Source organism: Microbulbifer echini (assembly GCF_041447225.1).
GTDB classification, from domain to species: Bacteria; Pseudomonadota; Gammaproteobacteria; order Pseudomonadales; family Cellvibrionaceae; genus Microbulbifer; species Microbulbifer echini.
In genome coordinates this window covers 183,039-205,277 of the sequence record NZ_JBGMEL010000004.1, presented here as the reverse complement: position 1 = coordinate 205,277, position 22,239 = coordinate 183,039, and the positions used below count along the sequence as shown (strand labels likewise).

Sequence of the window (22,239 nt, the reverse complement as noted above, 5' to 3'; positions counted from 1 at the left end):
GGCTACCTCGCCCGTAGGGGTCGCTGAAACTGAAACAGTAAAAACCAAGTCGGCAAAATACAGAGAAATAACCTCTAAATTTGCAGTGTTTAGCCGACTCGCCGCCGGCCTATAGCCGGCGGTAGAACTATTTACTGGGCAGGTTCATCACTATTGAAAAGCCCGCACAGACGCCAAATTACTGATACGCTGGCGGTAAGTCCCTCAGTAACTGGCTGACGCCCTGGGATATCAGGCGTTGGCGCTGTTCGATACTGTCGGGGCGGGTTAGCAGTTCACTGGCTCTGCCCCCCCAAATAGCGGCACCGTCTGGGCGGCCAATCCCCACGCTCATAATAACCAGCGGAGCGTCGGTCAACGGCGGCAATTCGACCACATCCTGGGGGGCGTTGCTGTCAAATTGCTTGTCCCAACTCGGGTTTCTGGTATCTCCAGAAAAAAATTCATCCACAACCGCAACCTGATAATCCACCACCATATCCGCATCCTGATCCTGAGCCACCTGACGGTAGCCGCGCCGCTGCAATTGCGCCGCCACAGTACCGCGCATTTCTTCATCCAGCTCCACCAGCTGCGCCGTTGCATCCACATCGCTAAGCGGCGCTACCCCCCACTTATAAGTGGAAAAAGCCACCGGTTGAGCGCCTGTATTCACTCGCTCCACCTGCATTTCCTGGCACCCGGCCAAGAACAGTAGAGTCATTAGCCCCATGGATAATAGGTAACGCATAAATACTCCTTTGACTTTCATACTTATTTGACAGGTTCAAAATCATTATACAACTCGATTTTGGGGCTCCACTTATACCACTTGGGCTCCGGGCGCGGATAGAGTGGAAAGTGGCTGCCGGATTCCACTTCGAACCCCATAAACGGTGGTTCTGGAGTTGCAAAAGCAATGCCCCCTTTGATCAAAGCCTGGGCAGACTCGGTATTGATATTCAGACCACTTTTCAGCCCAAAATTCACATCCACACCGCTGGCGTTCCAAAAAACGGTGTGCTCACGTACCAGCGGACGATATTGCGGCTGAATGTGCACATAGATATAAACCCTGTCCGCCCACTCCCCCAAGGCAAATCCGGTAACTTCCCCCACCTGAACCTGTCGGTAATAAACCGGGCTGCCCGCCACCAGGGAACCGCGCCGGGCGGCATCGAGTATCACCGTCAGACCCGGCCGACTCATAGTCTCGGCAAGGTCCTCTTTGGGCGCCTGTAGCTCGGCGAAAAATTCTGTTTGCGGCGGTCCACCGCCGGGCTCCAGAGCCAGGTAACGGCCGGTAATAAGAGTATCTAAGTGCTCGACTTTAGTGAGACCAATTTGCGGCGATACCACCCAGATACGCGTGCCCGCGCGGGCAAAGTTACCGCCTCGATGATAGAGCTTTGCACGCGCCTTAACTTCAGCGAGGTCTCCACCGAGACGCAAGCGGGTTATTTCACCAACCTGCACCCCTTTGTAACGCAGAGGGGCCCCGACCTTTAGCCCCTCGGCATTGGGCAAACTGATACTGATTTCAATGCCCTCTTCCAGAGCCGCCTCACGACTGCGGTATAGGGGAAACTGGTCACCACTTTGCACTTCGGAGCCCTTGCCGTGATCCTCGCGCCGGATACCGAACGCAACTCCGCCACGCAGCAGTGACATCAGTGAATCCGCCTGCACCTCGATACCCTTGCTGAGGCTCGCACTGGCGCGCAGTCCGCTGATATTCCAAAAGCGCGTACCCGGCTTCACCAAGTGTGCGTAACGCGGCTCGATCACCACATACACCTCGACGCCCTCACCGTCCCTGCGCAGCTCCATGCCCTGCACCTTGCCCACTTCGATACGGCGAAAATAGACCGGGGCACCCCGCTGTAAGGAGCCCGGATTGCGGGAGGTGAGACGCAAGTGTAGTCCCGGCACTCTGGGGTCCATCTGCGGTGCCGAGGCGCGCGCGGAAAAAGTGCGCTGGGAACGCTGTCCGCGGCGCAGGTCTACCTCAATCCGGTTGCCCTGAATTAATTCATTCAAACCGCCACTGAAATCAAAGGTAGGTGGCGCCAACCAGAAGCGGGTGTTCTCAGTGAGCAAGTCATCAGTGGCCGGGTCCATCAACACTCTGACCTCCATACCATTGATGCGCTTATTGGCTTTCGCCCGGCTGACCTCTCCCACCTTGATACCCTGGTAATACACCTTAGTACCACCCGGTGTCACGTCGACGCCGCGATCGAAATTTAGAGTGACCGCGATACCCGCGTCCGCCGCAGCAAAATTTTTATACAGCTTGAATTCTGTGCCGTTGACCGCCAGTGGGGACTGGCGTTGGGGTTCTGGTGTATAGAAACTAACCCCACCGGCAAACAGGGCGGCGAGAGATTCCAGATTAATGCTGATACCGCTGATGCCACCCTCGATAGAAATCCCGGAACTGTTCCAGAAGCGGCTCCCTCTGTGCACCAGGTAAGCGTATTCACGGCGGATAAATAATTCGATGCTGACCTCATTGCCGTCCTCACCGAGGCTGTAGTCCGCCACCTGCCCCACTCTCAACTGTCGGTAATACACCGGTGATCCCCGACTCAGAGAGCCGAGTCGACGCGATTTGAGCACTACGCGCAGACCGTCGCCACGAATAAAGGCCGGAGGTCTATCCAGGGCGACAAATTCCCGTTTGCGTTTACCACTACCGGATTCCACCGCGATGTAATTCCCCGACAACAGCGTCTCCAAACCGCTGATCCCAGTGATGGAAAGCTCGGGTTTCACCACCCAAAACTCGGTACCCTCCACTAACAGGTACTCGGCACTGCGATTGAGGCTGACTTCCGCGAGTACGCCATCGGCACCGTTTAATTCTTTTGCGTTGGGCACCAGGCGCACGTCCTGCACAACGCCGATATCCACGCCGGAATACTTCACAACCGTTTTGCCTTTGACTAAGCCATCGCCGGAGTGAAACAGGATGCTCGCGTGTACATCCCCCTCGGCCACATCCTGGTAGAGCAACCACACGGCGATCAAGCCCGCAACCAGAGGTAATATCCACACTAATGGCAAACCCCGGCTTCTGCGCACCTGCCCTCGCTGGGCGCCTTCATAGGCGCGTGGCTCGATGACCTCACTGTCCTCGGGTGTGTTGTCAGCCATTCTCAGCCGCACTCCTATGAGCCGTTTCGGGCTCTACCGCGGTTGCATACAGATCGCCATCGTAAGCATCCCAGATCAAGCGCGGGTCGAAAGAGCGCGCCGCCATCATGGTGACCACCACTACCGAAGCAAAAGCGGTACTACCCGGACCAGCCGCTACCTGAGCAATAAATCCCATATCCACCAGGGCCACGAGGATTGAGATCATAAACAGGTCCAACAGCGACCAGCGCCCTATACCGGACACCACCCGGTAAATTTTCATCGCCTGGGAGGGCACAAAATGTAATCGCAGTTGAATCTGTACCAACAATAAAACCAAACCCAGTAATTTCATTACCGGGACCGCGATACTGGCTACAAATACAACCAGGGCGATTCCCCACATACCGCTGTTATAGAGTTGCATCACACCACTGATAATCGTACTGGGCTCCCCGGCACCGAGATAAATCACACTCATGATTGGCAAAACATTCGCAGGAAGTAGCAGCAGGACCCCGGTAATCGTCAGTGCCCAAGTCAGCATCAAGCTGCCATCAATGCGACCGTGTACTCTCGAGTCACAGCGGGGACAGCGACAGCGCCCGCCCCTGGCCGGTAGGATGATCAACTGATGACAGCTCAGGCAGCTGCTCAACCCATTCTTGAGTGCCTTTTGCGGGGTACTCATGTTGCCGCCTCAGGCCGGGTGGGGCGCTGCGCCATGCGCTGCCAAATGGCATGTTGATCGAAGCTGAGTGAGGAAAGATTGGCCAATACCATCATGGCACCAAAACAGTAGAGTCCCGGCTCCACATCCATTTTGCCCAGGTCTCTAAGTTTGATCAGCGCCACCAGAATGCCCAACATATACACATCCAACATGCCCCACTCCTTGATGTGCTGATACCAGCGTACCGCGTTGGCAACCGCACGATCCAGAACCCTCCAGGCGCTACCACAGCAGATAAATAGCAACAACAGAAATTTGCCCAGGGGTGCCAGCACGCTGCAAAACAGCACCAGCGATGCCAGCCAAATAAATCCCGACTTGTACAGGGAGTAGACACCATTCAACAGGGTATTTTCGGCACCAAAAGAGAAAATGGAGAATTTAAGCAGGGGCAGACTGGCAGAGGGAATAAACAAAAAAAGCCCTGTCAGGCTCAAGGCGATGGTGTAATAGACACTGTGGTTACCATTGCGATGTAGGGTACAGCGGCAGCGCGGGCAAACCAGTTTTTGGCCTGCTGGTGCTAACCCACCAGTCAATAGTAGATCGCACTCGTGGCAGGCACGCTGCCAAGGTACAGGCTTTTTGTTGCGCAGCTGATCCATGTGCCAGAGGTCCTTGCCTTATTCTGCACAATTTTTGCCGCATCCAAATGCTTCGATGGCGCGTCTATTGCAATACAGGGCCTTTGCCCTATTCAATACTGCTCTGATATTGCCAGGCAGTTACCGGTAAACGCACATTCGCGTCGGTTTAACGAAGATATACCAAAAAGCCGAAAGCGTCGCCTCGACGCTTAGACTAGCCGCGGGTACACTCTCGCGACTGCTACTTGGGGAGACTGGCAGCACCATCGGACTATGCGAGCCAAGGGAACCCACCGAGAATCCAGAACTCGAGTGCCGCTCCAAACAACTGACAGAAGCTTGAAGACCGCACCCGCCACAGGAAGTTGAAACAGATGAAAAGAAGTAACCGCAAAGAGCCGCGAGGCCGCCAGTTGCGCCCACTGAAGAGACTCGTCGCCGCCACCCTACTGGGCTTCGGCGCCATGCAGGCCCAGGCCGACACCCTGTGGGATATCTATATGCAGGCGCTGGATAACGACCCCCAACTGGCCGCAGACAGGGCTGGTTACCATGCGGGGATTGAGGCAAAAAATCAGCTGCGCGCCCCTTTGTTGCCGCAAGTAAATGCTCAAATCCAGGCAGCAAAAAATCACGAATTCCGGCAGTTTGGGGCTGCAGAGCCTGTTGATGAAGAGAACGACAACAATATTGAACTGGTCGATTTCCTTCAACGAGAAACAGGAACTTTTGACGACAGAACTTACAATGCCAGCCTAAGCCAAGCAATATTTGACGCCCCGGCTTGGTTCGGTTACCAGCAGGGCAAAAAACTGACCGAACGAGCCACCGCAGAATACAGTGCAAACCAGCAGGCTATGATGATTCGCGTAGCCACAGCTTATTTTGATGTACTGCGCGCCTACGATGTGCTGGAAGCGGCCGTTTCTGAGGAAAAGGCCCTAGCCAAGCAGCTGGAACAAACGCAGCAGCGTTTTGAGGTTGGACTGACTGCCATTACCGATGTGTACGATTCCCAGGCCGCCTACGACAGCTCCGTAGCGCGACGCCTGACTGCCCAAGATGACTTGCTCAGCGACTTCGATGCCCTCTCTGTCCTCACCGGCGGTTACCACGATGAGGTTGCCCCCCTGGTAGAGACCTTCCAGGTAGCGCCACCTGTGCCGGCAGATCGCGCCGACTGGGTAGAATTCGCCCTGGCCAATAACTTCGACCTAAAAGCCTCACGCCTGAATGCTGAGGCAGCGCGCTACAACGCCCGCTCTAGAGCCAGTGAGCATCTGCCAACGCTTACAGGTTCTGTCTCGTACAATAAGCTCACGGTGAAAGGCGATCAAAAAAGCAAATTTTTATTCGATGAACAATTTCGAGATCGGAATCGATCCACGGTATTTCCGCGCGACCAGGATTTTCGCGATACTACCGTCGCGATTACCTTAGACATCCCTATCTACACCGGCGGCCTGCTCAGCGCCAACCGCCGTGAGGCGCGCAACCTGTCCTTCCAGGCCCAGGATCTGCGAAACCTGACCGAGCGCAACACCATCCAAACCACCCGCACGCTACACCGCGCGGTAGTGACCGATGTCTCCCGCGTATCGGCGCGGCAGCAGGCCGTGGTTTCCGCTAAGAGCGCACTGGAAGCCACCCAGGCGGGCTATGAGGTGGGCACCCGTAATATCGTCGATGTACTCCTGGCCCAGCGCACCTTGTTCCTGGCGGAGACAGATTATGCTAACGCGTTGTACGACTACATCCTCAACACCCTCAATCTCAAGCAGGTAGCGGGACTGCTGTCTCCCAAAGACTTGCAAGAGCTGGATACCATGTTGAATCCAGCGCATAACATTTACCGTGTTGCAGAAGCCGGCTCCACCAGTCTGCCAGGGCCATCCAAATAAAACGCCCTAACAGTGAGTGGGCACAGGCCCACTCACTGTTTCTGCAATCCAGACTGCAGCCCTTCAATTTCATTCAATAAACGCTGTAAAGCACCGCTATTTTCCTGAGCAACAACTCGGCCACACTGCCCCGCAGTGATGCGCTGCTGATCCTTTTCCAACCACTCGCGCAACTGCAAAACCAGGCCCTCAGCATCTTTTACAACCACCATACCGCCAGCATCCGTTAGCAACTGGCCAACAGTGGCAAAGTTATGCAGGAAGGGGCCGGTGATTACCGGCACTCCCCAGGCTGCTGGCTCGATCATATTGTGCCCGCCCACGGGAACCAGGCTGCCACCCACAAAGGCTATATCGCAGGCACCGAAAAAGCGTAGCAACTCCCCCATAGTGTCCCCCAGGAGTATCTGATCGCGGGGGGACAATCCCAGCCCCTCACTGCGCCTGGCCACCCGGAAGCCCCGTTCCTGACAGAGCTGCGCGACGCGGTCAAAGCGCTGGGGGTGTCGCGGCACCAGAACCAGGAGTAAATCCTCAAAAGTCTTCACCAGTTCCCGGTAGGCATCCAAAATAATTTCATCTTCACCGGCATGGGTACTGGCCGCCAACCATATCTTGCGCCCACTGGAACCTCGCCACTGGTGCGCCAGAGCCTGGGCTTCACTGGCCAGCCCCAAGTCTATCGACAGATCAAACTTGATATTCCCACTGGCCACCACCCGCTGTGGTGGCAGCCCCAGGTCCACAAAGCGCTGCGCATCCACATCGTACTGGGCCACCACTCTATCCAGGTTGGCGAGCATGGAGGCCGTGAGTTTTACAAATTTGCCGTAGCCTCGAGCCGATTTCTCACTGAGACGCGCATTGGCCAGTAGCGTCGGTATTTTGCGCTTTCTGCACAGGTGCAGGAGGTTGGGCCACAATTCGGTTTCCACAATGACCAACATGCTCGGACGCAGGGCTTGCAGGAAAGGAACCAGACATTCGGGCAGATCATAGGGCAGGTAGTAGTGTAAAAGACGCCCCCCCAAAACCGGTTGTAGCGCCTCGCGGACCCGTTCGGAGCCGGTGGGGGTACTAGTAGTCACCAACCATTGCCAATCGGGATGACGGGCGGCCAGCTGGGCAATAACCGGCACTGCGGCCAGCGTCTCTCCCACGGAAACCGAGTGTACCCACAAAAGTGGCGCGCGGCTGAGGCGAGTCGGCACACGCCCCAAGCGTTCCCGCAGACGTTGCCGATACGCGGGCTGGCGGCGACCTCGCCACCAGAGGCGCAGCAAAATAAATGGGACGGCCACTCGAAAAATACAGGTATACAGGACACGCATCGACAAAAGTGCTTCACAGGAAGAAAACAAACGCCGGTAGGGTGTACCACCAGCTGTACGGGGTCGGGCTTCGCTGCATATAATGAGTTCCCTGCCAGGAAGCCAAAACCCGGCCATCATATCACTGGCAGAACATTTTCTTCTTGGTCACTCGGAGCTGGTCACTTGAAAGTAGTGCAACTACTGCCCGCCTTGAATTCGGGCGGGGTTGAACGCGGAACCGTGGATTTTGCCCGTGCGCTGGTCCATGCCGGACATCAGTCAATTGTCATTTCCAGTGGCGGGCGCATGGTCGAACAGTTGCAGCGTGAAGGCTCGCAACATATCACCATGCCCATCCACAAAAAGTCCTTAACCAGTCTGTTACAGGTGCGTCCACTGCGCAGCCTGCTCAAGGAACTGAATGCCGATATTCTGCACGTACGCTCCCGCGTACCGGCCTGGCTTACTTATCTGGCCTGGAAAAAAATGCCGCAAGCCAGCCGCCCGAGGCTGCTGAGTACCGCCCATGGACTCTACTCGATCAATCGCTATAGCGCGATCATGGCAAAGACTGAACAAGTTATTGCTATTTCCCGTTGCGTCAATGATTACCTACTCAAAAACTATCCGAGTGACCTACAGGCACCACCCCAGATTGTCTACCGGGGCGTGGATACCGAAGAGTTTCATCCGACAATTAGCCTGCCCGAAAACTGGATGGAAAAAACCTGTGCCGAATTTCCCCAGCTTGAGGGAAAGCGCTGGCTGCTACTTCCTGGACGTCTAACCCGCTGGAAGGGCCAGGAGGATTTCATCGACTTAATCGCCAAGCTCGCCCCCCTGAATAGCGACATACATGGCGTTATCCTCGGCGGTAGCGAAGCGAATAAAGCCCATTACGAAGAAGAGCTCAAAGAGAAAGTACAAAACCTGGGCATTGAAAATCGTATCAGTTTTGTCGGGCATCGCTCAGATATCCGCTACTGGTACAAGCAGTCCTCTCTGGTTTTTAACCTGTCTCAGCGCCCTGAGCCTTTTGGCCGTACCGTTATTGAAGCCGCCGCCATAGGTACTCCCATTATCGGCTATGACATCGGCGGCCCGGCCGAGTCCCTACAGGCTTGCTTTCCGCAGGGGTTGGTCAATCAAGGGGACTTACCAATGCTCCTCGAACGCACTCGAGAAATACTCGACACGCCGCTGCAAAAACCCCATCTCTCGGAGGATTTCACCCTGGAGAGACAGGCCTCACACACCATGGATATCTATCGAGCGATGCTCAATAGCAGTGCCAGGGCAACGCAATGATAGATTTAAACAACCGGGACCCCTTTGCCAGCGGGGGCAATCGCTTTTGTTACCTTCACCCTCAAGATCCCCAAAAGTGTGTCAAAGTCATGCGTCCGGGGCGCACCCGGGTACTGCTGAACAGAGCGCCCTGGTTTAAACGCTGGCGCGGCTTGGACAGCTTTGACGACAACCTGCGCGAACAAGAAGGTTATAGCCAGCGGGCCATACAACAAAGTCGAGAGGGGCTGTGGCAGCACCTACCGCGCTGGTACGGAATCCAGGCAACGACCCTTGGTCCAGCTGCGGTCACCGATATGATTCTGGACGAGGCCGGGACCCCGGCCCCCACCCTGCGCCAATACCTCAACAAGAATGGATTGGATGCAGAGATCCGCGCGGCCCTTGAACAATTTGCCGACTGGCTATTGGAGTACGAGGTACTGACCAAAAACCTGATCGCACACAATCTGGTTCTGCGCCGGGAAAATGGGCATTTACAGGTCTATGTTATCGACGGTTTAGGCTGCGCCTCATTTTTACCTCTCCCCCAGTTTTCCCGCTTCTTTGCCAGACGCTATATCCACCGCCGTATTCAGCGGATGTGGCTGCGGGTCGAGTGGGAGGTCTCCGACAAGAAAATACCCTGGAGAAAATTTGAGGCGCGAGGCCTCAAGGGCTAATTTAGCGGCAAGCCACAGCGGCGCAAGAGCGCCCGGGCACACAGGAGATACTGATCTAAAGGTTGGCGCTGTGGCTGAGCCAGCACCTCGCCAAGGTGTTCGCTGACAATGTCCTGATCGATCAACCTCTGCACGGCTGCGCGGACCTTGTTGGACTTGCCCCGACCGGGAACCCGGATTACCCCCACTCGCGCGCGACTCTGCAGGGACTCGAACAACATTGAAACACTGTCTTCACTCACCCAGATCTGCCCTGCCAACGCCATCTGCTCCTGAACCCAACCGGGAGCACATGTACGCCAATCGACCAGGTTGATACGTTCGCCGGACAACGCGTCCAGCGTGCCCTCTGGAGTGCGCCGGCTGTCTGAAATTTGCCACTCGATAGGCTGGTTTAGCAGTGGCTCGATCTGTTTACTGATCGCCTGGATATCCCAGGCATAATGCTTGCTCGGGCCACCGAGCAATACCAATCCGCGCCCGGCCTGCGGGCTATTTTCAGGCAAAGGTTCCGTGAGCGCACCCTGGCTTAGAATAACGTTCTCAAGAGGTGGTGGTCGATCGTGTTCCGGCACAATCGCATAATCGAACCAGCTAAATGGCAACTGAGGACGATTAATCGATATCGCACGCCCACCAAAACGTCGGCGGGCAGCCAACATCGGCAGGCGGCTCTTGCGACCAGTGCCGATAAGGAAATCCGGCTTTGGAAGTTGCTCTAGTTCTTTCATTCGCCCCAGTAATATACGCGATGGGGTTAACCCAGCCGGGATATCAAAGCTCTGTACCTGTCCGGCAAAACTCTTTCGCAAGCCACAAACCAGCGCCGCGCTCTGCTTCTCATGCGCCCGGTTACCATCGAGAAAACGCCAAACCCTCAGCTGCAAAATGCGTAAACCCCTGTCATTGAAAAGCCTGCAAGCATAGCGTATTGCGCCTTTGTCAGCGAATAAGAGAGTCCCGGAATACCCTGCCCAGCGCAGGGTATGCTGGCGATATCTGGTACACTAGCGCGCATGTTTTATGGGCAACACAGCCCCTTCAGCGACAGGTAATGGGATACACATGAATGTAACGGTATTTGGCAGCGGTTATGTCGGTCTAGTTCAGGCCGCAGTTTTGGCTGAAGTTGGCCACAATATTTTGTGCATTGATATTGATGAGAAGAAGGTCGAAGACCTGAAAAATGGGATTATCCCCATCTACGAACCCGGCTTATCCCCACTGATCGAGCGCAACCTGAAAAATGGGACCCTCAATTTCAGCACTAATGCGTCAAAGGGTGTCGAGCACGGCGAAGTCATCTTTATCGCCGTCGGAACCCCCCCCGATGAAGACGGCTCTGCCGATCTTCGCCATGTCCTGGCAGTTGCCAAGTCTATCGCCACTTATATGGCTGGCCACAAAGTCATCGTCAACAAGTCGACGGTTCCGGTTGGCACTGCGGATAAAGTAAGTAAGGCCATCGCTGCCCAACTGGCAGAGCGCAATGCGAAAAACCTGACCTTTGAGGTGGTATCAAACCCCGAATTCCTCAAAGAGGGTTCTGCCGTCAGTGATTGTATGCGACCGGACCGCATCATTATCGGAACCAGCAGTCCCTCCGCAGAGGATGCCCTGCGCCAACTGTATGCTCCCTTCAACCGCAACCACGAAAAAATCATCACCATGGATGTCCGCAGTGCGGAACTGGCCAAATATGCGGCCAATTGCATGCTGGCCACCAAAATCAGCTTTATGAATGAGATGGCACAAATTGCCGATCACGTAGGGGCCGATATTGAGCAAGTGCGCCAGGGTATCGGTTCCGATCCCCGCATTGGCTACCACTTCATCTATGCCGGCATCGGCTACGGCGGTTCATGTTTTCCTAAAGATGTAAAAGCACTGATATCGACGGCGTCCCAAATGGGTATATCTCCCGGTATTTTGAATGCAGTTGAGGAGCGAAACCAGGCCCAGAAAAGCTATTTGCTTGAGAAAATTAAAGAGCATTTTGGCAACGACCTGAACGGCAAAACCATCGCGCTCTGGGGACTTGCCTTCAAACCCAATACCGATGATATGCGTGAAGCCCCCAGCCGCACGTTAATGGAACAGCTTTGGCAGCTAGGAGCAAAAGTGCAGGCCTTCGATCCCCAGGCCATGGAGGAGTGCCAACGGATATATGGTGTTCGTGAGGATATGCAATTATGCGGCACGAAAGAAGTCGCGCTATCTGGAGCCGACGCCCTCATTATCGCTACCGAATGGCAACAGTTTAAAGCGATTGATACAAAGGCAGTGATTGAAGCACTAAATAACCCAGTTATTTTTGATGGGCGCAATCTCTATGAGCCCAAGCACATGAATGACAACGGAATAGATTATTACTGCGTAGGCCGCCCCAAAAATAAGTAGCGCTAAAAAATACTGTATGGGGGGATAGCCCCCCATTGCTGAACAATAGCCGTTCCAAAACGCTAAAATGCATGTTATCAAATCAAAAAATTAACTGGCCTCTAGCGGTTTCAGGCAACGGCAAAGCGATTATCCTCACCAAAATTACCATCGGCCACATCGCTCAACCATCCCCGATGTGCAGTACTGCGCCCCTGTACCACATCGAAATAAAGCCCCTGCAGGCGACCGGTGATTGGTCCGCGATGGCCACTGCCGATGGATCGCCCATCGAGCATACTGACAGGTAGAACTTCCGCCGCAGTACCGGTGAAAAAAGCTTCGTCGGCGATATAAACCTCATCGCGGGTAATACGCTTTTCCACGACGCGATAACCGCACTCCCTGGCCAACTCAATCACCGTATCCCTGGTAATACCATCCAGGCAGGAAGTCAGCTCAGGGGTATAGATAATCCCGTCCCTGACAATAAAAAAATTCTCCCCGCTGCCCTCGGCCACATAGCCTTCGGGATCCAACAAGAGTGCTTCTTCACAGCCGTTGCGAATCGCCTCCTGCAGAGCCAGCATCGAATTAATGTAATTGCCGTTGGCCTTGGCCTTGCACATGCTGATATTGACGTGGTGGCGAGTATAAGAGGAAGTATTCACCTTTATGCCGCGCTCCAGTGCCTCGGGGCTCATATAGCTGGGCCACTCCCAGGAAGCCACAATCACATGAGTAGTGAGACCCTCTGCACGCAATCCCATCCCCTCAGACCCGTAAAACACCATCGGCCGCAAGTAGGCTTGATGCAGGTTATTTTCCCGCACCACCAGACGCTGGGCTTCATTCAGCTCATCGGCATTGAAAGGCATTGGGATATTCATGATTTTCGCAGAGCGGAATAATCGGCGAGTGTGATCCTGCAGCCGAAAGATACTGGCTCCACGGTCGGTCTCATAGGCGCGTACACCTTCAAACACCCCCATACCGTAATGCAGGGTATGGGTCAGCACATGCACGCGCGCATCGCGCCAGGGCACCAACTCACCATCAAACCAGATAACGCCGTCGCGGTCGGCAAAAGACATAGGGCAACTCCTACAAATCCTGAAAAACAGTTTAATCGGGCAGCAGGGTAAAGCCGGGCTTTAACCGAGTAATTGCTGCCAGTTTGTTAGAACGGTCTTTCTTTCCGCTGTGAAGCGGTCATCGCTCACTGTCCCTGGCAAATGTTGTAGTGCCAGGCGATGACCTTCAGATCGGTAGGCTTTGTAGGCGTCGATCAGATGCCCGACCTGTTTGGCCGGCATCAGGCCCGCGTCGTTCAGACTTTCGAGAATGCGAATATTATCGGTATACCGCACGATCGAGGGCGCAGTTTGTGCCCAGGCCAGAGCCGCATATTGAACCAAAAATTCAATATCGACAATACCGCCCGGGCCGTGCTTCAGATCGAAATTCTGATCATTGCTCTTATCCAGATGGGTGCGCATTTTATTGCGCATTGCGATCACTTCCTCGCGCAGTTTCCCCTCATTTCTCGGCTCGCAAAGCAATCTAAGGCGCAGCGCTTGAAAATCCTCACAGAGTGGGCCACTGCCCGCAACCGGACGTGCGCGCACCAGAGCCTGGTGCTCCCAGGTCCAGGCGCTCTCGCGCTGATATTTTTCAAAGGCCGTCATGGAAGTAACCAGCAGACCCGAATTACCCGAGGGGCGAAGGCGGGTATCCACCTCATAAAGGGGTCCGCTCAAGGTGCGAGTTTGCAGGATATGAATCAGCCGCTGCGCAAGGCGGGTGTAGAAGCGCAGGTTATCAATGCTGTTATCGCCGTCGGTGTAACTCTGCGGATCCGCATCGTGCACAAATACGATATCCAGATCCGAGCCATGAGAGAGTTCCAAGCCACCGAGCTTACCGTAGGCCACGATAGCGAAATGCATATCTTCCGCCGTGGCCCCGGCCGGCTGCCCGTATTTACCCACCATCTGCGCCCAGGCCAAACTGAGGGATTGCTGCAATATTCCCTCGGCCAGCCAAGTGAGGGAGTCGCTGACCTGCATCAGCGGCAATGCACCGCTAACTTCCTGAGCGGCGATACGAAGGCTCTGGCTCTGCTTGAAATAGCGTAGCGCCTCCATCTGCAGCTCCAAATCTTCGGGGTCAATCCGCAACAGCTCGCGGCGCACTTCATCGGCAATATCTGCCGCCGTGGCCGGCGCCAACAGACGGCGGGAATCCAGTAGTTCATCCAGCAGAATCGGATGGCGCGCCAACTGCTCGGCGATTCTGGGGCTGGCGCTACACAATTGCACCAACTGGCTGAGCACCGGTGGATTTTCATTGATCAGCACCAGATAAGCGCTGCGACGCAATATGGAACGCACCAGAGGCAGCACCCGGCCGAGCACCAAAAGTGGCCGTTCTTGTAAACTGGCCGCGGCCAATAACAGCGGCATAAACTGGTCCAAACGCGCACGCGAGGGTGCCGGCAGAGCCGCTACCATAGAGGAGTCATTTAGGTCTTGAAGTAGATCCAGCGCCTCACGCGCCGGGCTAAAGCCGATATTTTCCAGTGTTTGCAGGTTGACCTCTTCACTGCCCCCCTCACTGCAGCTACCCCATAGCCCCTGCCACTCCTCTGCCACGCGAGGTTCCGCAATCTCTTCCGGCGGCGCGATAACAGTATCGAACTCACGCTCCACCACATTGCGTACCCCTGCGAGCTCAGCGTACAGTTGATCCCAGCTGTCGCGGCCGAGGGCGAAAGCGAGTCGCTCACGCTCCGCCTGATCCTGCGGCAACGCCTGGGTCTGCTGGTCTTTATAGGCCTGCAAGGCGTGCTCTACACGGCGCAGCAGCAGGTAACAATTTGCCAGCTCATCGGCTACACCGGGCTCCACATGGCCATCGGACTCCAACAGAGGCAGCAGTTTTAATAAATTGCGCTCACGCAGCGCCGGTTCGCGCCCCCCGCGAATCAACTGAAAAGCCTGGGCAATAAACTCCACCTCACGAATTCCACCGCGGCCCAATTTAATATTGTCCGTGAGTCCCCGAGCCCGTACCTGCCGCTGGATCAAGGCCTTCATTTCGCGCAGAGCATCGATCGCGCTGAAGTCGATATAGCGGCGATAAGTGAAGGGGCGCAATAATTCCATCAACTCTGCCGCGACTTCACTTTTGCCAGCCACTGGGCGCGCTTTAACCATGGCATAGCGCTCCCATTCGCGCCCCTGGGTCTGGTAGTAATCCTCCAGCGCGGCAAAATGACTCACCAGGGGGCCACTATCGCCGTAGGGGCGCAGGCGCATATCCACTCGAAACACAAAACCATCGGCGTTAACCGCGTCCAGGGATTTAATTAAACGCTGCCCCAAGCGCTGGAAAAATTTCTGATTTTCCACGCACGGTTCATTGTCGGTGTGGCCCGGCTCCGGATAGGCAAAAATCAGATCGATATCCGATGATAGATTCAATTCACGGGCACCCAATTTGCCCATTCCCAATACCACCATGGACTGCGCTCGCCCCAGGCGATCGCGGGGCTCACCGTAGCGCTGTGCCAATTGGTCGTGATGCCACTGCAAGGCGGTGTTGATCGCGAGCTCCGCCAGATCGCTGAGACGCAGGCAGGCTTTTGGGATATCCCATTGGTCGGCAAAATCCCGGTAAATAACCTCGGCGATTGTGCGATTGCGCAGCTGCCGCAGGGAAAAATCGAGACTTTCATCGCTATCAAAGCTCGCTAACGGCAGGCCCAGGTCATCACTCTTCAGCAGATCTATCAACAACTGCGGTTGGCGACGACACTGTCGATAAAAAAACTCGGAGCCGATAAAACTGCGCGCCAGCCCCAATCGAAGCGCCCTATCGCGCAATAATTCTTTCGCTTCCCCAGCCAGCTCCGGACCCGCCTCTTCACTCCAGTCGCACCACAGGGATTGCAGTTGGGGCTGCAGGGGCTCGGGGCAAATAGCGCTATCAAACATACGGAATCAGTCCTTATTTCCAAAAGTGGTGAACACTACAAGGGGCCGCTGGGCCCACCGCTCCCGGTTAAAAAGCGATATCTGGCGGCGGTGCCACGCGCAACACTTCCGCTACTGTGGTCACACCGGCCGCCACTTTTTTGGCTCCCGAGAGACGCAGGCTATTCATGCCATCGCGCATAGCCTGACGGCGCAACTGCTGCAGGTCACAATCGGGGGTCACGATCGTCTGCACCGCCTCGCTGAACGGCAGGATTTCATAAATACCCTGGCGCCCTTTGTATCCGGTGTTGCGACATTCAAGACAGCCTTCTGGCCCGTATACCTTATCGGGCATTGGCGCTTTCCACGGGCGCACCAGGGAGTGCCAATCCGCCTCATCAATTTTGTCTTCACGCTTGCACGAGGGGCACAGTGTGCGCACCAAGCGCTGGGCCATCACGCCCAAAATGGTGGACTTCAGCAGGTAATGGGGCAACCCCAGGTCCAGCAGGCGAGTAACCGCCGTGGGGGCGTCGTTGGTGTGCAGAGTGGAAATCACTAGGTGGCCGGTGAGGGCCGCCTGTACGGCCATCTGTGCGGTTTCCAGGTCGCGGATCTCTCCCACCATGATGATGTCTGGGTCCTGGCGCATCAAAGTGCGGATACCCGCGGCAAAATCGAAGCCGATAGCATGGTGCACTTGGGTCTGGTTGAAGCTCTCTTCCACCATCTCGATGGGGTCTTCCACCGTGGAAACATTAACGGCACTGGTGGCCAACTGCTTGAGGCCGGTGTAAAGGGTTGTGGTTTTACCCGAACCCGTTGGACCGGTAACCAGCACGATGCCGTTGGGGCGCGCCAGCATTGTCTGCCAACGAGCCAGGTCGGAACCCGCGAGCCCCAGATCGCTGTAGGAACGTGCCAATACTTCAGGATCGAAGATTCGCATCACCAACTTCTCGCCGAAAGCAGTGGGTAGGGTGGACAGACGCAGCTCCACCTCACTGCCATCGGGTCGCTTGGTTTTGATGCGGCCATCCTGGGGCTTGCGCTTCTCCGCTACGTTCATCCGCCCGAGGATTTTCAAGCGGCTGGTCACCGCCGCATTTACTTGGTCGGGCAATTCATGGATCGGGTGTAAGACCCCGTCGATACGAAAGCGTATGCGCCCCACCTGGCGCCGAGGCTCGATATGGATATCACTGGCGCGCTGATCGAAGGCGTGCTGTAGCAGCCAATCGACAATATTAACAATGTGCTGGTCGTTGGCCTCTGGGTCTTTGAGGCCGCCCAGTTCCAGTAACTGTTCGAAGTTATTCGCCGCAGAGGTACCCTGCAGACCGCTGGCGCCGGAAATGGAATTGGCCAGGGAGTAAAACTCCACACAGTAACGTTTGATATCCGCCGGATCTGCCACCACGCGGCGCACCCGGCGCCCGCTGGTGTGTTCCAGCTGTTCTTCCCAACCGTGAGTGAAGGGTTGCGCGGTAGCCACCATCAGCTCTTCCGCACCGGCCTCAACACACAGAATTTGGTGGCGCTTGGCAAACTGAAAGCTCATCACCTCTGTGACGGCATTCACATTCACTTTGAGCGGGTCGATATGGTAGAGGGGATGAGCGGAACTCTCCGCCAACCAGGCACTGAGCAACTCGTGGCTCAGAGTACCGGGGGCCTTCTGGTTTCCCAGATCGCAGCTGGCGATATAGCTAAGGGGGTGCATCTGTGCCTGCTCAGCGGTGCGCGGCGACCCCACGATGCGGTTCGCGTCCAACCTGCTCACGTAACCTTGGACGACAAGGTCTTCCAGTAGTCCGCGCAAATCCAGCAACCTGTCCGCCGCTCTGCTCTCAGTCATCGGTAACCCCTTATTCTCATATGACGACGCATTGTAGCCCTATCAACTATTGGGGACAGTGCATCGTTAACGCACTATTACCGAAGTTGCCCCGATTGGGGTACCATGCCGCCGATTTCGTGTCCTGAGCAATGGAGCTAACCATGGCCCTGTCGAATATTGCCAATCTGTTTGGCCGCTCACCGATCAAGCCGATCGAGAAGCATATGGCTACGGCCCACGAGGCTTCAGCCGACCTGATCCCCTTCTTCGAGGCCCTGATAAAAGGCGACCTGGAAGAGGCGGAGCAAATTCAGTTGCGTATCTCTGCTACAGAGAACCGCGCAGATGACATCAAGAGAGACCTGCGTCTGCACCTGCCGGACAGTTTGTTTATGCCTGTTTCGCGGTCCGATCTGCTGGAACTACTGCACGCACAGGACGAAGTAGCCAATACGGCTCAGGACATCGCCGGGCTGGCGGTGGGCAGAAAAATGCAGATCCCGCAGAACCTACAGTCTCTGATGACCACCTTTGTAGAGAGCGCTGTGGCCACTTCTGCCCAGGCACTGCGCGCCATCAATGAGCTGGACGAGCTGCTGGAGAGCGGCTTTGCCGGGCGCGAAGTGAACATCGCCAAGCGTATGACAGAAGAGCTGGATGAATTGGAACGCAAGTCAGACAAATTGGAAGTCGAGATTCGCGCTGCACTGTTTTGTATAGAAAAAGACTTACCGCCGGTGGATGTCATGTTCCTCTACCGGATAATTGAATGGATCGGCGAACTGGCTGATCGCGCCCACAGCGTGGGTAACCGTTTGCAGTTGTTGTTGGCACGTTAGGGGGTTCAGCGTGGAAATTCTTAGTCAATACGGCCATATCTTATTGATTCTGGCCATTGTGGCGGGCTTCTTTATGGCCTGGGGCGTTGGCGCCAATGATGTCGCCAATGCCATGGGTACCTCAGTAGGCTCCGGCGCACTGACTATCAAGCAGGCGATTGTCATCGCCATGATTTTTGAATTTGCTGGCGCCTATCTGGCCGGTGGGGAGGTTACCGCCACCATACGTAAGGGCATTATCGATTCGGACGTCTTTGCCTCACAACCTCAGCTACTGGTGTACGGTATGCTGTCGGCGCTACTCGCAGCGGGTACCTGGCTGCTGGTGGCCAGTATTCTAGGTTGGCCGGTATCCACCACCCACTCTATTGTCGGCGCCATTGTCGGCTTCTCCGCGGTGGGCATATCCGCCGATGCCGTATCCTGGGGCAAGGTGGGTAGCATTGTGGCGAGCTGGGTCGTGTCGCCACTGCTGGCAGGCACCATCTCCTTCCTGTTGTTCCGCAGTGTGCAGCGCCTGATCCTCGACACCGAAGATCCTTTCGCCAACGCCAAACGCTACATCCCTTTTTATATGTTCGCGGTAGGCTGGATGATCTCCATGGTGACCCTTACCAAGGGTCTGAAGCACGTTCTCAAAGATGCGAATATCAAGCTCAGCTTCATACAGGATGCCGGCATTGCGGCGATTGTCGGCCTGATCGTCGCGGGTGTTGGCGTCAGCATGCTCAAGCGCATTAAGCGCGACCCCTCGATCGAAGCTGAAAACCGCTTTGCCAATGTGGAGCGGGTGTTCGCCATCCTGATGATTTTCACCGCCTGCGCCATGGCCTTCGCCCACGGCTCCAACGACGTGGCCAACGCAGTGGGCCCGCTGGCGGCGGTAGTGAACACCATCCAGAGTGGTGCCGTCACCGCTAAAGCCACTATGCCGTCCTGGATTCTCCTGCTCGGGGGCCTGGGTATCGTGGTTGGCCTCGCCACTTACGGTTTCAAGGTAATGGCCACCATCGGCAAAAAAATTACCGAGCTGACCCCCAGCCGCGGATTCGCCGCCGAGCTCGGCGCCGCCTCCACGGTGGTGATGGCATCCGGCACCGGCCTGCCCATTTCCACCACCCACACATTGGTGGGTGCGGTGCTCGGCGTCGGCTTGGCGCGGGGCATAGGCGCACTTAACCTGCGCATGATCACTACCATCGCGGCCTCCTGGGTCATCACGCTGCCCGCGGGTGCGGGTATAGCTATTCTATTCTTCTACTTTTTTAAAGGACTATTTGGCTGATCTCAGCCAGGTCTATCGAACTAAAAAAGGGAAGCTGAGCTTCCCTTTTTTAGTTCTGCCTTTTCCCCCAGGTAACTCTTCCGAACACGCCTCAACTAACCCTCGCTACCATCTATTGAAAGAATACCGGGACACACGGATTACCGATTTTTCAGGGCCATGTACTGGCTTCCAGGGCGTGGAGCGCTTCCATTTATCCCCCTCGCACGCAATACTCACCGGCCAATACTCGCCATGTGAATTTGGCTCTGAGAACGCTTTAACATGCCACTCCTTATCATTGTCACACTCTTGTGGGCCTTCTCTTTCAGTCTCATCGGCGTCTATCTGGCGGGGCAGGTAGATAGCTACTTTTCAGCGATGACCCGAGTTTTATTGGCCGCTCTGGTTTTCCTTCCGCTGTTGCAATGGCGTCGCTGCAGCGCGCGCAACGCCGTAACCCTAATGGCTATTGGAGGCCTACAGCTTGGGGCCATGTACCTCTTTTATTACCAATCATTCCTTTTGCTGAGTGTACCTGAAGTACTATTGTTCACCATATTCACCCCCCTCTATATCGCCCTGCTCTACGATCTGATAGAGCGACGCCTATCACTGTGGAATCTGGCCATTGCCCTGCTTGCAGTATTCGGGGCAGCTATCATCCGCTGGGATTCTCCCAGTGGAGACTATTGGGCTGGTTTTGCCGTGGTCCAGGGCGCTAACCTGTGCTTTGCCGCTGGTCAGGTGGCCTATCGGCAATTTATGCGGCAGGGGCAGTCACTTCCCCCGAGACAGACATTTGGCTGGTTTTTCCTCGGTGCGGCCCTCGTTAGCGTGATTGCCTGGCTGATCCTGGGGCGCCCCCAATATCCGCAGAGCGCAACGCAGTGGACTGTGCTGCTGTGGCTCGGGCTGGTCGCCTCCGGCCTTGGCTATTTCCTCTGGAACAAGGGGGCTATCCAGGTTTCCGCCGCGACACTCGCCGCCATGAACAATGCTTTGGTACCAGTCGGCCTACTCGTAAATCTGTTGATCTGGAATCGCGATGCAGATATCCCCAGGTTGGCTCTGGGTGGATGTGCCATTGCCGTGGCGGTTATTCTCAATGAGCGACGCAACAAGATAAGGGACAATCTCAATGGCACCTATCGCAGTACCTGAGCTAAAAACCCAACTCCAACAGCTAATCGCCTGCCCAAGTGTCAGTGCCACAGACCCGGCTCTGGATATGGGCAACCGCCCAGTTGTGGAAATGCTCTCCGCATGGCTAGAAACTTTGGGCTTTGCCGTTGAACTGATGCCCCTCCCGGGCAGCCCCCACAAGGCCAATATGATCGCCACCCTGGGCGCACGTGAAGGCGCCGAAGGTGGCTTGATACTGTCTGGACACACCGATACGGTCCCCTACGATGAAGGGCTTTGGCACTCAGATCCCTTCAAACTCACGGAGCGTGATAATCGCCTCTACGGTTTAGGCAGCAGCGATATGAAGGGTTTCTTCCCTCTGGCTATTGAAGCGGCACGATCCTTTTGCCATCAACCGCTGCGCCAACCCCTGACGATACTTGCCACCGCCGATGAGGAAACCTCCATGACCGGTGCCAGAGAGCTCGTCAAGGCGGGTCGGCCAAAGGGGCGTTACGCGGTGATCGGAGAACCTACCGGTTTGCGTCCGGTGCGTATGCATAAAGGCGTGATGATGGAGTCGGTACGCATCACCGGACAATCCGGCCACTCCTCCGATCCAAGCCTCGGCGCCAGCGCCCTCGAGGCCATGCACGGCGTGATTGCAGAGCTGCTCAGCCTGCGGGGAGAGTGGCAGGAGAAATATAATAACGCCGGGTTTGTCGTCCCCGTGCCCACCTTGAACCTGGGCTGCATCCACGGCGGCGACAATCCCAATCGCATCTGCGGCGCGGCGGAGCTGCAGTTTGATGTGCGCCCCCTACCGGGCATGGCTCTTGAGGAATTGCGTGCGGAACTGAAGCAAAGGCTGCAGGCCCGCATCCCCAACGACAGAATTCATATGGAAATAGTCCCACTCTTTCCCGGCACCGAGCCCTTTGAGCAAAGCCGTGATTCCGAGCTGGTCAAGGTTGCCGAAAAGCTCACGGGTTACAAAGCCGAGAGTGTCGCCTTCGGCACTGAGGCCCCCTACTTGAAGAGTCTGAATATTGACACTATTGTGCTCGGCCCAGGCGATATCGACCAGGCACACCAACCGGATGAATACCTCAGTTTGGACCGTATAGAGCCGATGGTGAAAATATTGCACAACCTGATCGGCCGCTTCTGCCTCTAAACCGGGCT

The 22,239-nt window shown here is 55.8% G+C and carries 17 protein-coding genes; 8 read left to right on the top strand and 9 right to left on the bottom strand.

The window, feature by feature from the left end; genetic code table 11:
* Positions 1-178: 178 nt before the first annotated feature.
* From ACCI51_RS05995 to ACCI51_RS05980, 4 genes are read right to left on the bottom strand one after another with little or no spacing between them, the layout of a single operon-like run.
* Positions 179-730: a DUF4136 domain-containing protein gene (locus tag ACCI51_RS05995; protein ID WP_299581488.1), complete on the bottom strand. Its 552-nt coding sequence runs from the start codon at positions 728-730 to the stop codon at positions 179-181.
* Positions 731-753: 23 nt separating this feature from the next.
* Positions 754-3,138: a PqiB family protein gene (locus tag ACCI51_RS05990; protein ID WP_371842945.1), complete on the bottom strand. Its 2,385-nt coding sequence runs from the start codon at positions 3,136-3,138 to the stop codon at positions 754-756.
* The gene (locus ACCI51_RS05985; RefSeq protein ID WP_371842944.1) at positions 3,131-3,811 is read right to left on the bottom strand and encodes a paraquat-inducible protein A; all 681 of its coding nucleotides are present in this window, start codon (positions 3,809-3,811) and stop codon (positions 3,131-3,133) included. Before ACCI51_RS05985 ends, ACCI51_RS05990 begins: the two co-directional genes overlap by 8 nt.
* Entirely contained in the window at positions 3,808-4,458 is a 651-nt protein-coding gene (locus ACCI51_RS05980; RefSeq protein ID WP_371842943.1) for a paraquat-inducible protein A, read from the bottom strand. The genes ACCI51_RS05985 and ACCI51_RS05980 overlap by 4 nt, the downstream gene beginning before the upstream one ends.
* A 356-nt stretch (positions 4,459-4,814) precedes the next feature.
* Between ACCI51_RS05980 and ACCI51_RS05975 the strand changes: the two genes are divergently transcribed.
* Entirely contained in the window at positions 4,815-6,341 is a 1,527-nt protein-coding gene (locus ACCI51_RS05975; RefSeq protein WP_371842942.1) for a TolC family outer membrane protein, read from the top strand.
* A 32-nt stretch (positions 6,342-6,373) separates the two neighbouring features.
* On the opposite strand, the gene waaA is transcribed toward ACCI51_RS05975, so the two are convergent.
* A complete protein-coding gene (gene waaA, locus ACCI51_RS05970; protein ID WP_371842978.1) occupies positions 6,374-7,672 on the bottom strand; it encodes a lipid IV(A) 3-deoxy-D-manno-octulosonic acid transferase in 1,299 nt (432 codons plus the stop codon).
* A gap of 174 nt (positions 7,673-7,846) precedes the next feature.
* Between waaA and ACCI51_RS05965 the strand changes: the two genes are divergently transcribed.
* Entirely contained in the window at positions 7,847-8,962 is a 1,116-nt protein-coding gene (locus ACCI51_RS05965; protein WP_299581557.1) for a glycosyltransferase family 4 protein, read from the top strand.
* Complete coding sequence (locus ACCI51_RS05960) at positions 8,959-9,624, top strand: YrbL family protein (RefSeq protein ID WP_371842941.1); 666 nt, start codon at positions 8,959-8,961, stop codon at positions 9,622-9,624. Before ACCI51_RS05965 ends, ACCI51_RS05960 begins: the two co-directional genes overlap by 4 nt.
* Here ACCI51_RS05960 and ACCI51_RS05955 read toward each other — a convergent pair.
* Complete coding sequence (locus tag ACCI51_RS05955) at positions 9,621-10,511, bottom strand: ELM1/GtrOC1 family putative glycosyltransferase (protein WP_371842940.1); 891 nt, start codon at positions 10,509-10,511, stop codon at positions 9,621-9,623. The two genes, ACCI51_RS05960 and ACCI51_RS05955, sit on opposite strands and share 4 nt — an antisense overlap.
* Positions 10,512-10,689: 178 nt before the next feature.
* Between ACCI51_RS05955 and ACCI51_RS05950 the strand changes: the two genes are divergently transcribed.
* A complete protein-coding gene (locus tag ACCI51_RS05950; RefSeq protein WP_371842939.1) occupies positions 10,690-12,024 on the top strand; it encodes a UDP-glucose dehydrogenase family protein in 1,335 nt (444 codons plus the stop codon).
* 110 nt (positions 12,025-12,134) lie between these two features.
* Here the strand turns inward: ACCI51_RS05950 and ACCI51_RS05945 are convergent, their stop codons facing one another.
* From ACCI51_RS05945 to ACCI51_RS05935, 3 genes are all read right to left on the bottom strand, one after another.
* Positions 12,135-13,097, bottom strand: coding sequence for a branched-chain amino acid transaminase (locus tag ACCI51_RS05945; RefSeq protein ID WP_299581465.1), 963 nt, complete (start codon positions 13,095-13,097; stop codon positions 12,135-12,137).
* A gap of 60 nt (positions 13,098-13,157) precedes the next feature.
* Positions 13,158-16,001, bottom strand: coding sequence for a bifunctional [glutamate--ammonia ligase]-adenylyl-L-tyrosine phosphorylase/[glutamate--ammonia-ligase] adenylyltransferase (gene glnE / locus ACCI51_RS05940; RefSeq protein ID WP_371842938.1), 2,844 nt, complete (start codon positions 15,999-16,001; stop codon positions 13,158-13,160).
* Positions 16,002-16,068: 67 nt separating this feature from the next.
* On the bottom strand, positions 16,069-17,841 hold the full coding sequence (locus ACCI51_RS05935) for a GspE/PulE family protein (protein ID WP_371842937.1): 1,773 nt from the start codon (positions 17,839-17,841) through the stop codon (positions 16,069-16,071).
* Positions 17,842-17,984: 143 nt separating this feature from the next.
* On the opposite strand from ACCI51_RS05935, the gene ACCI51_RS05930 reads away from it, so the two are divergent.
* The 4 genes from ACCI51_RS05930 (at position 17,985) to argE (ending at position 22,231) form a co-directional block, all read left to right on the top strand.
* Positions 17,985-18,662 carry a TIGR00153 family protein gene (locus ACCI51_RS05930; protein WP_299581459.1) on the top strand — a complete coding sequence of 226 codons (678 nt, stop codon included), beginning with the start codon at positions 17,985-17,987 and terminating at the stop codon, positions 18,660-18,662.
* Between the two features lie 10 nt (positions 18,663-18,672).
* The gene (locus tag ACCI51_RS05925; RefSeq protein ID WP_299581457.1) at positions 18,673-19,947 is read left to right on the top strand and encodes an inorganic phosphate transporter; all 1,275 of its coding nucleotides are present in this window, start codon (positions 18,673-18,675) and stop codon (positions 19,945-19,947) included.
* 264 nt (positions 19,948-20,211) lie between these two features.
* A complete protein-coding gene (locus ACCI51_RS05920) occupies positions 20,212-21,090 on the top strand; it encodes a DMT family transporter (protein WP_371842936.1) in 879 nt (292 codons plus the stop codon).
* A complete protein-coding gene (argE, locus tag ACCI51_RS05915; protein WP_371842935.1) occupies positions 21,068-22,231 on the top strand; it encodes an acetylornithine deacetylase in 1,164 nt (387 codons plus the stop codon). Before ACCI51_RS05920 ends, argE begins: the two co-directional genes overlap by 23 nt.
* Positions 22,232-22,239 lie beyond the last annotated feature (8 nt).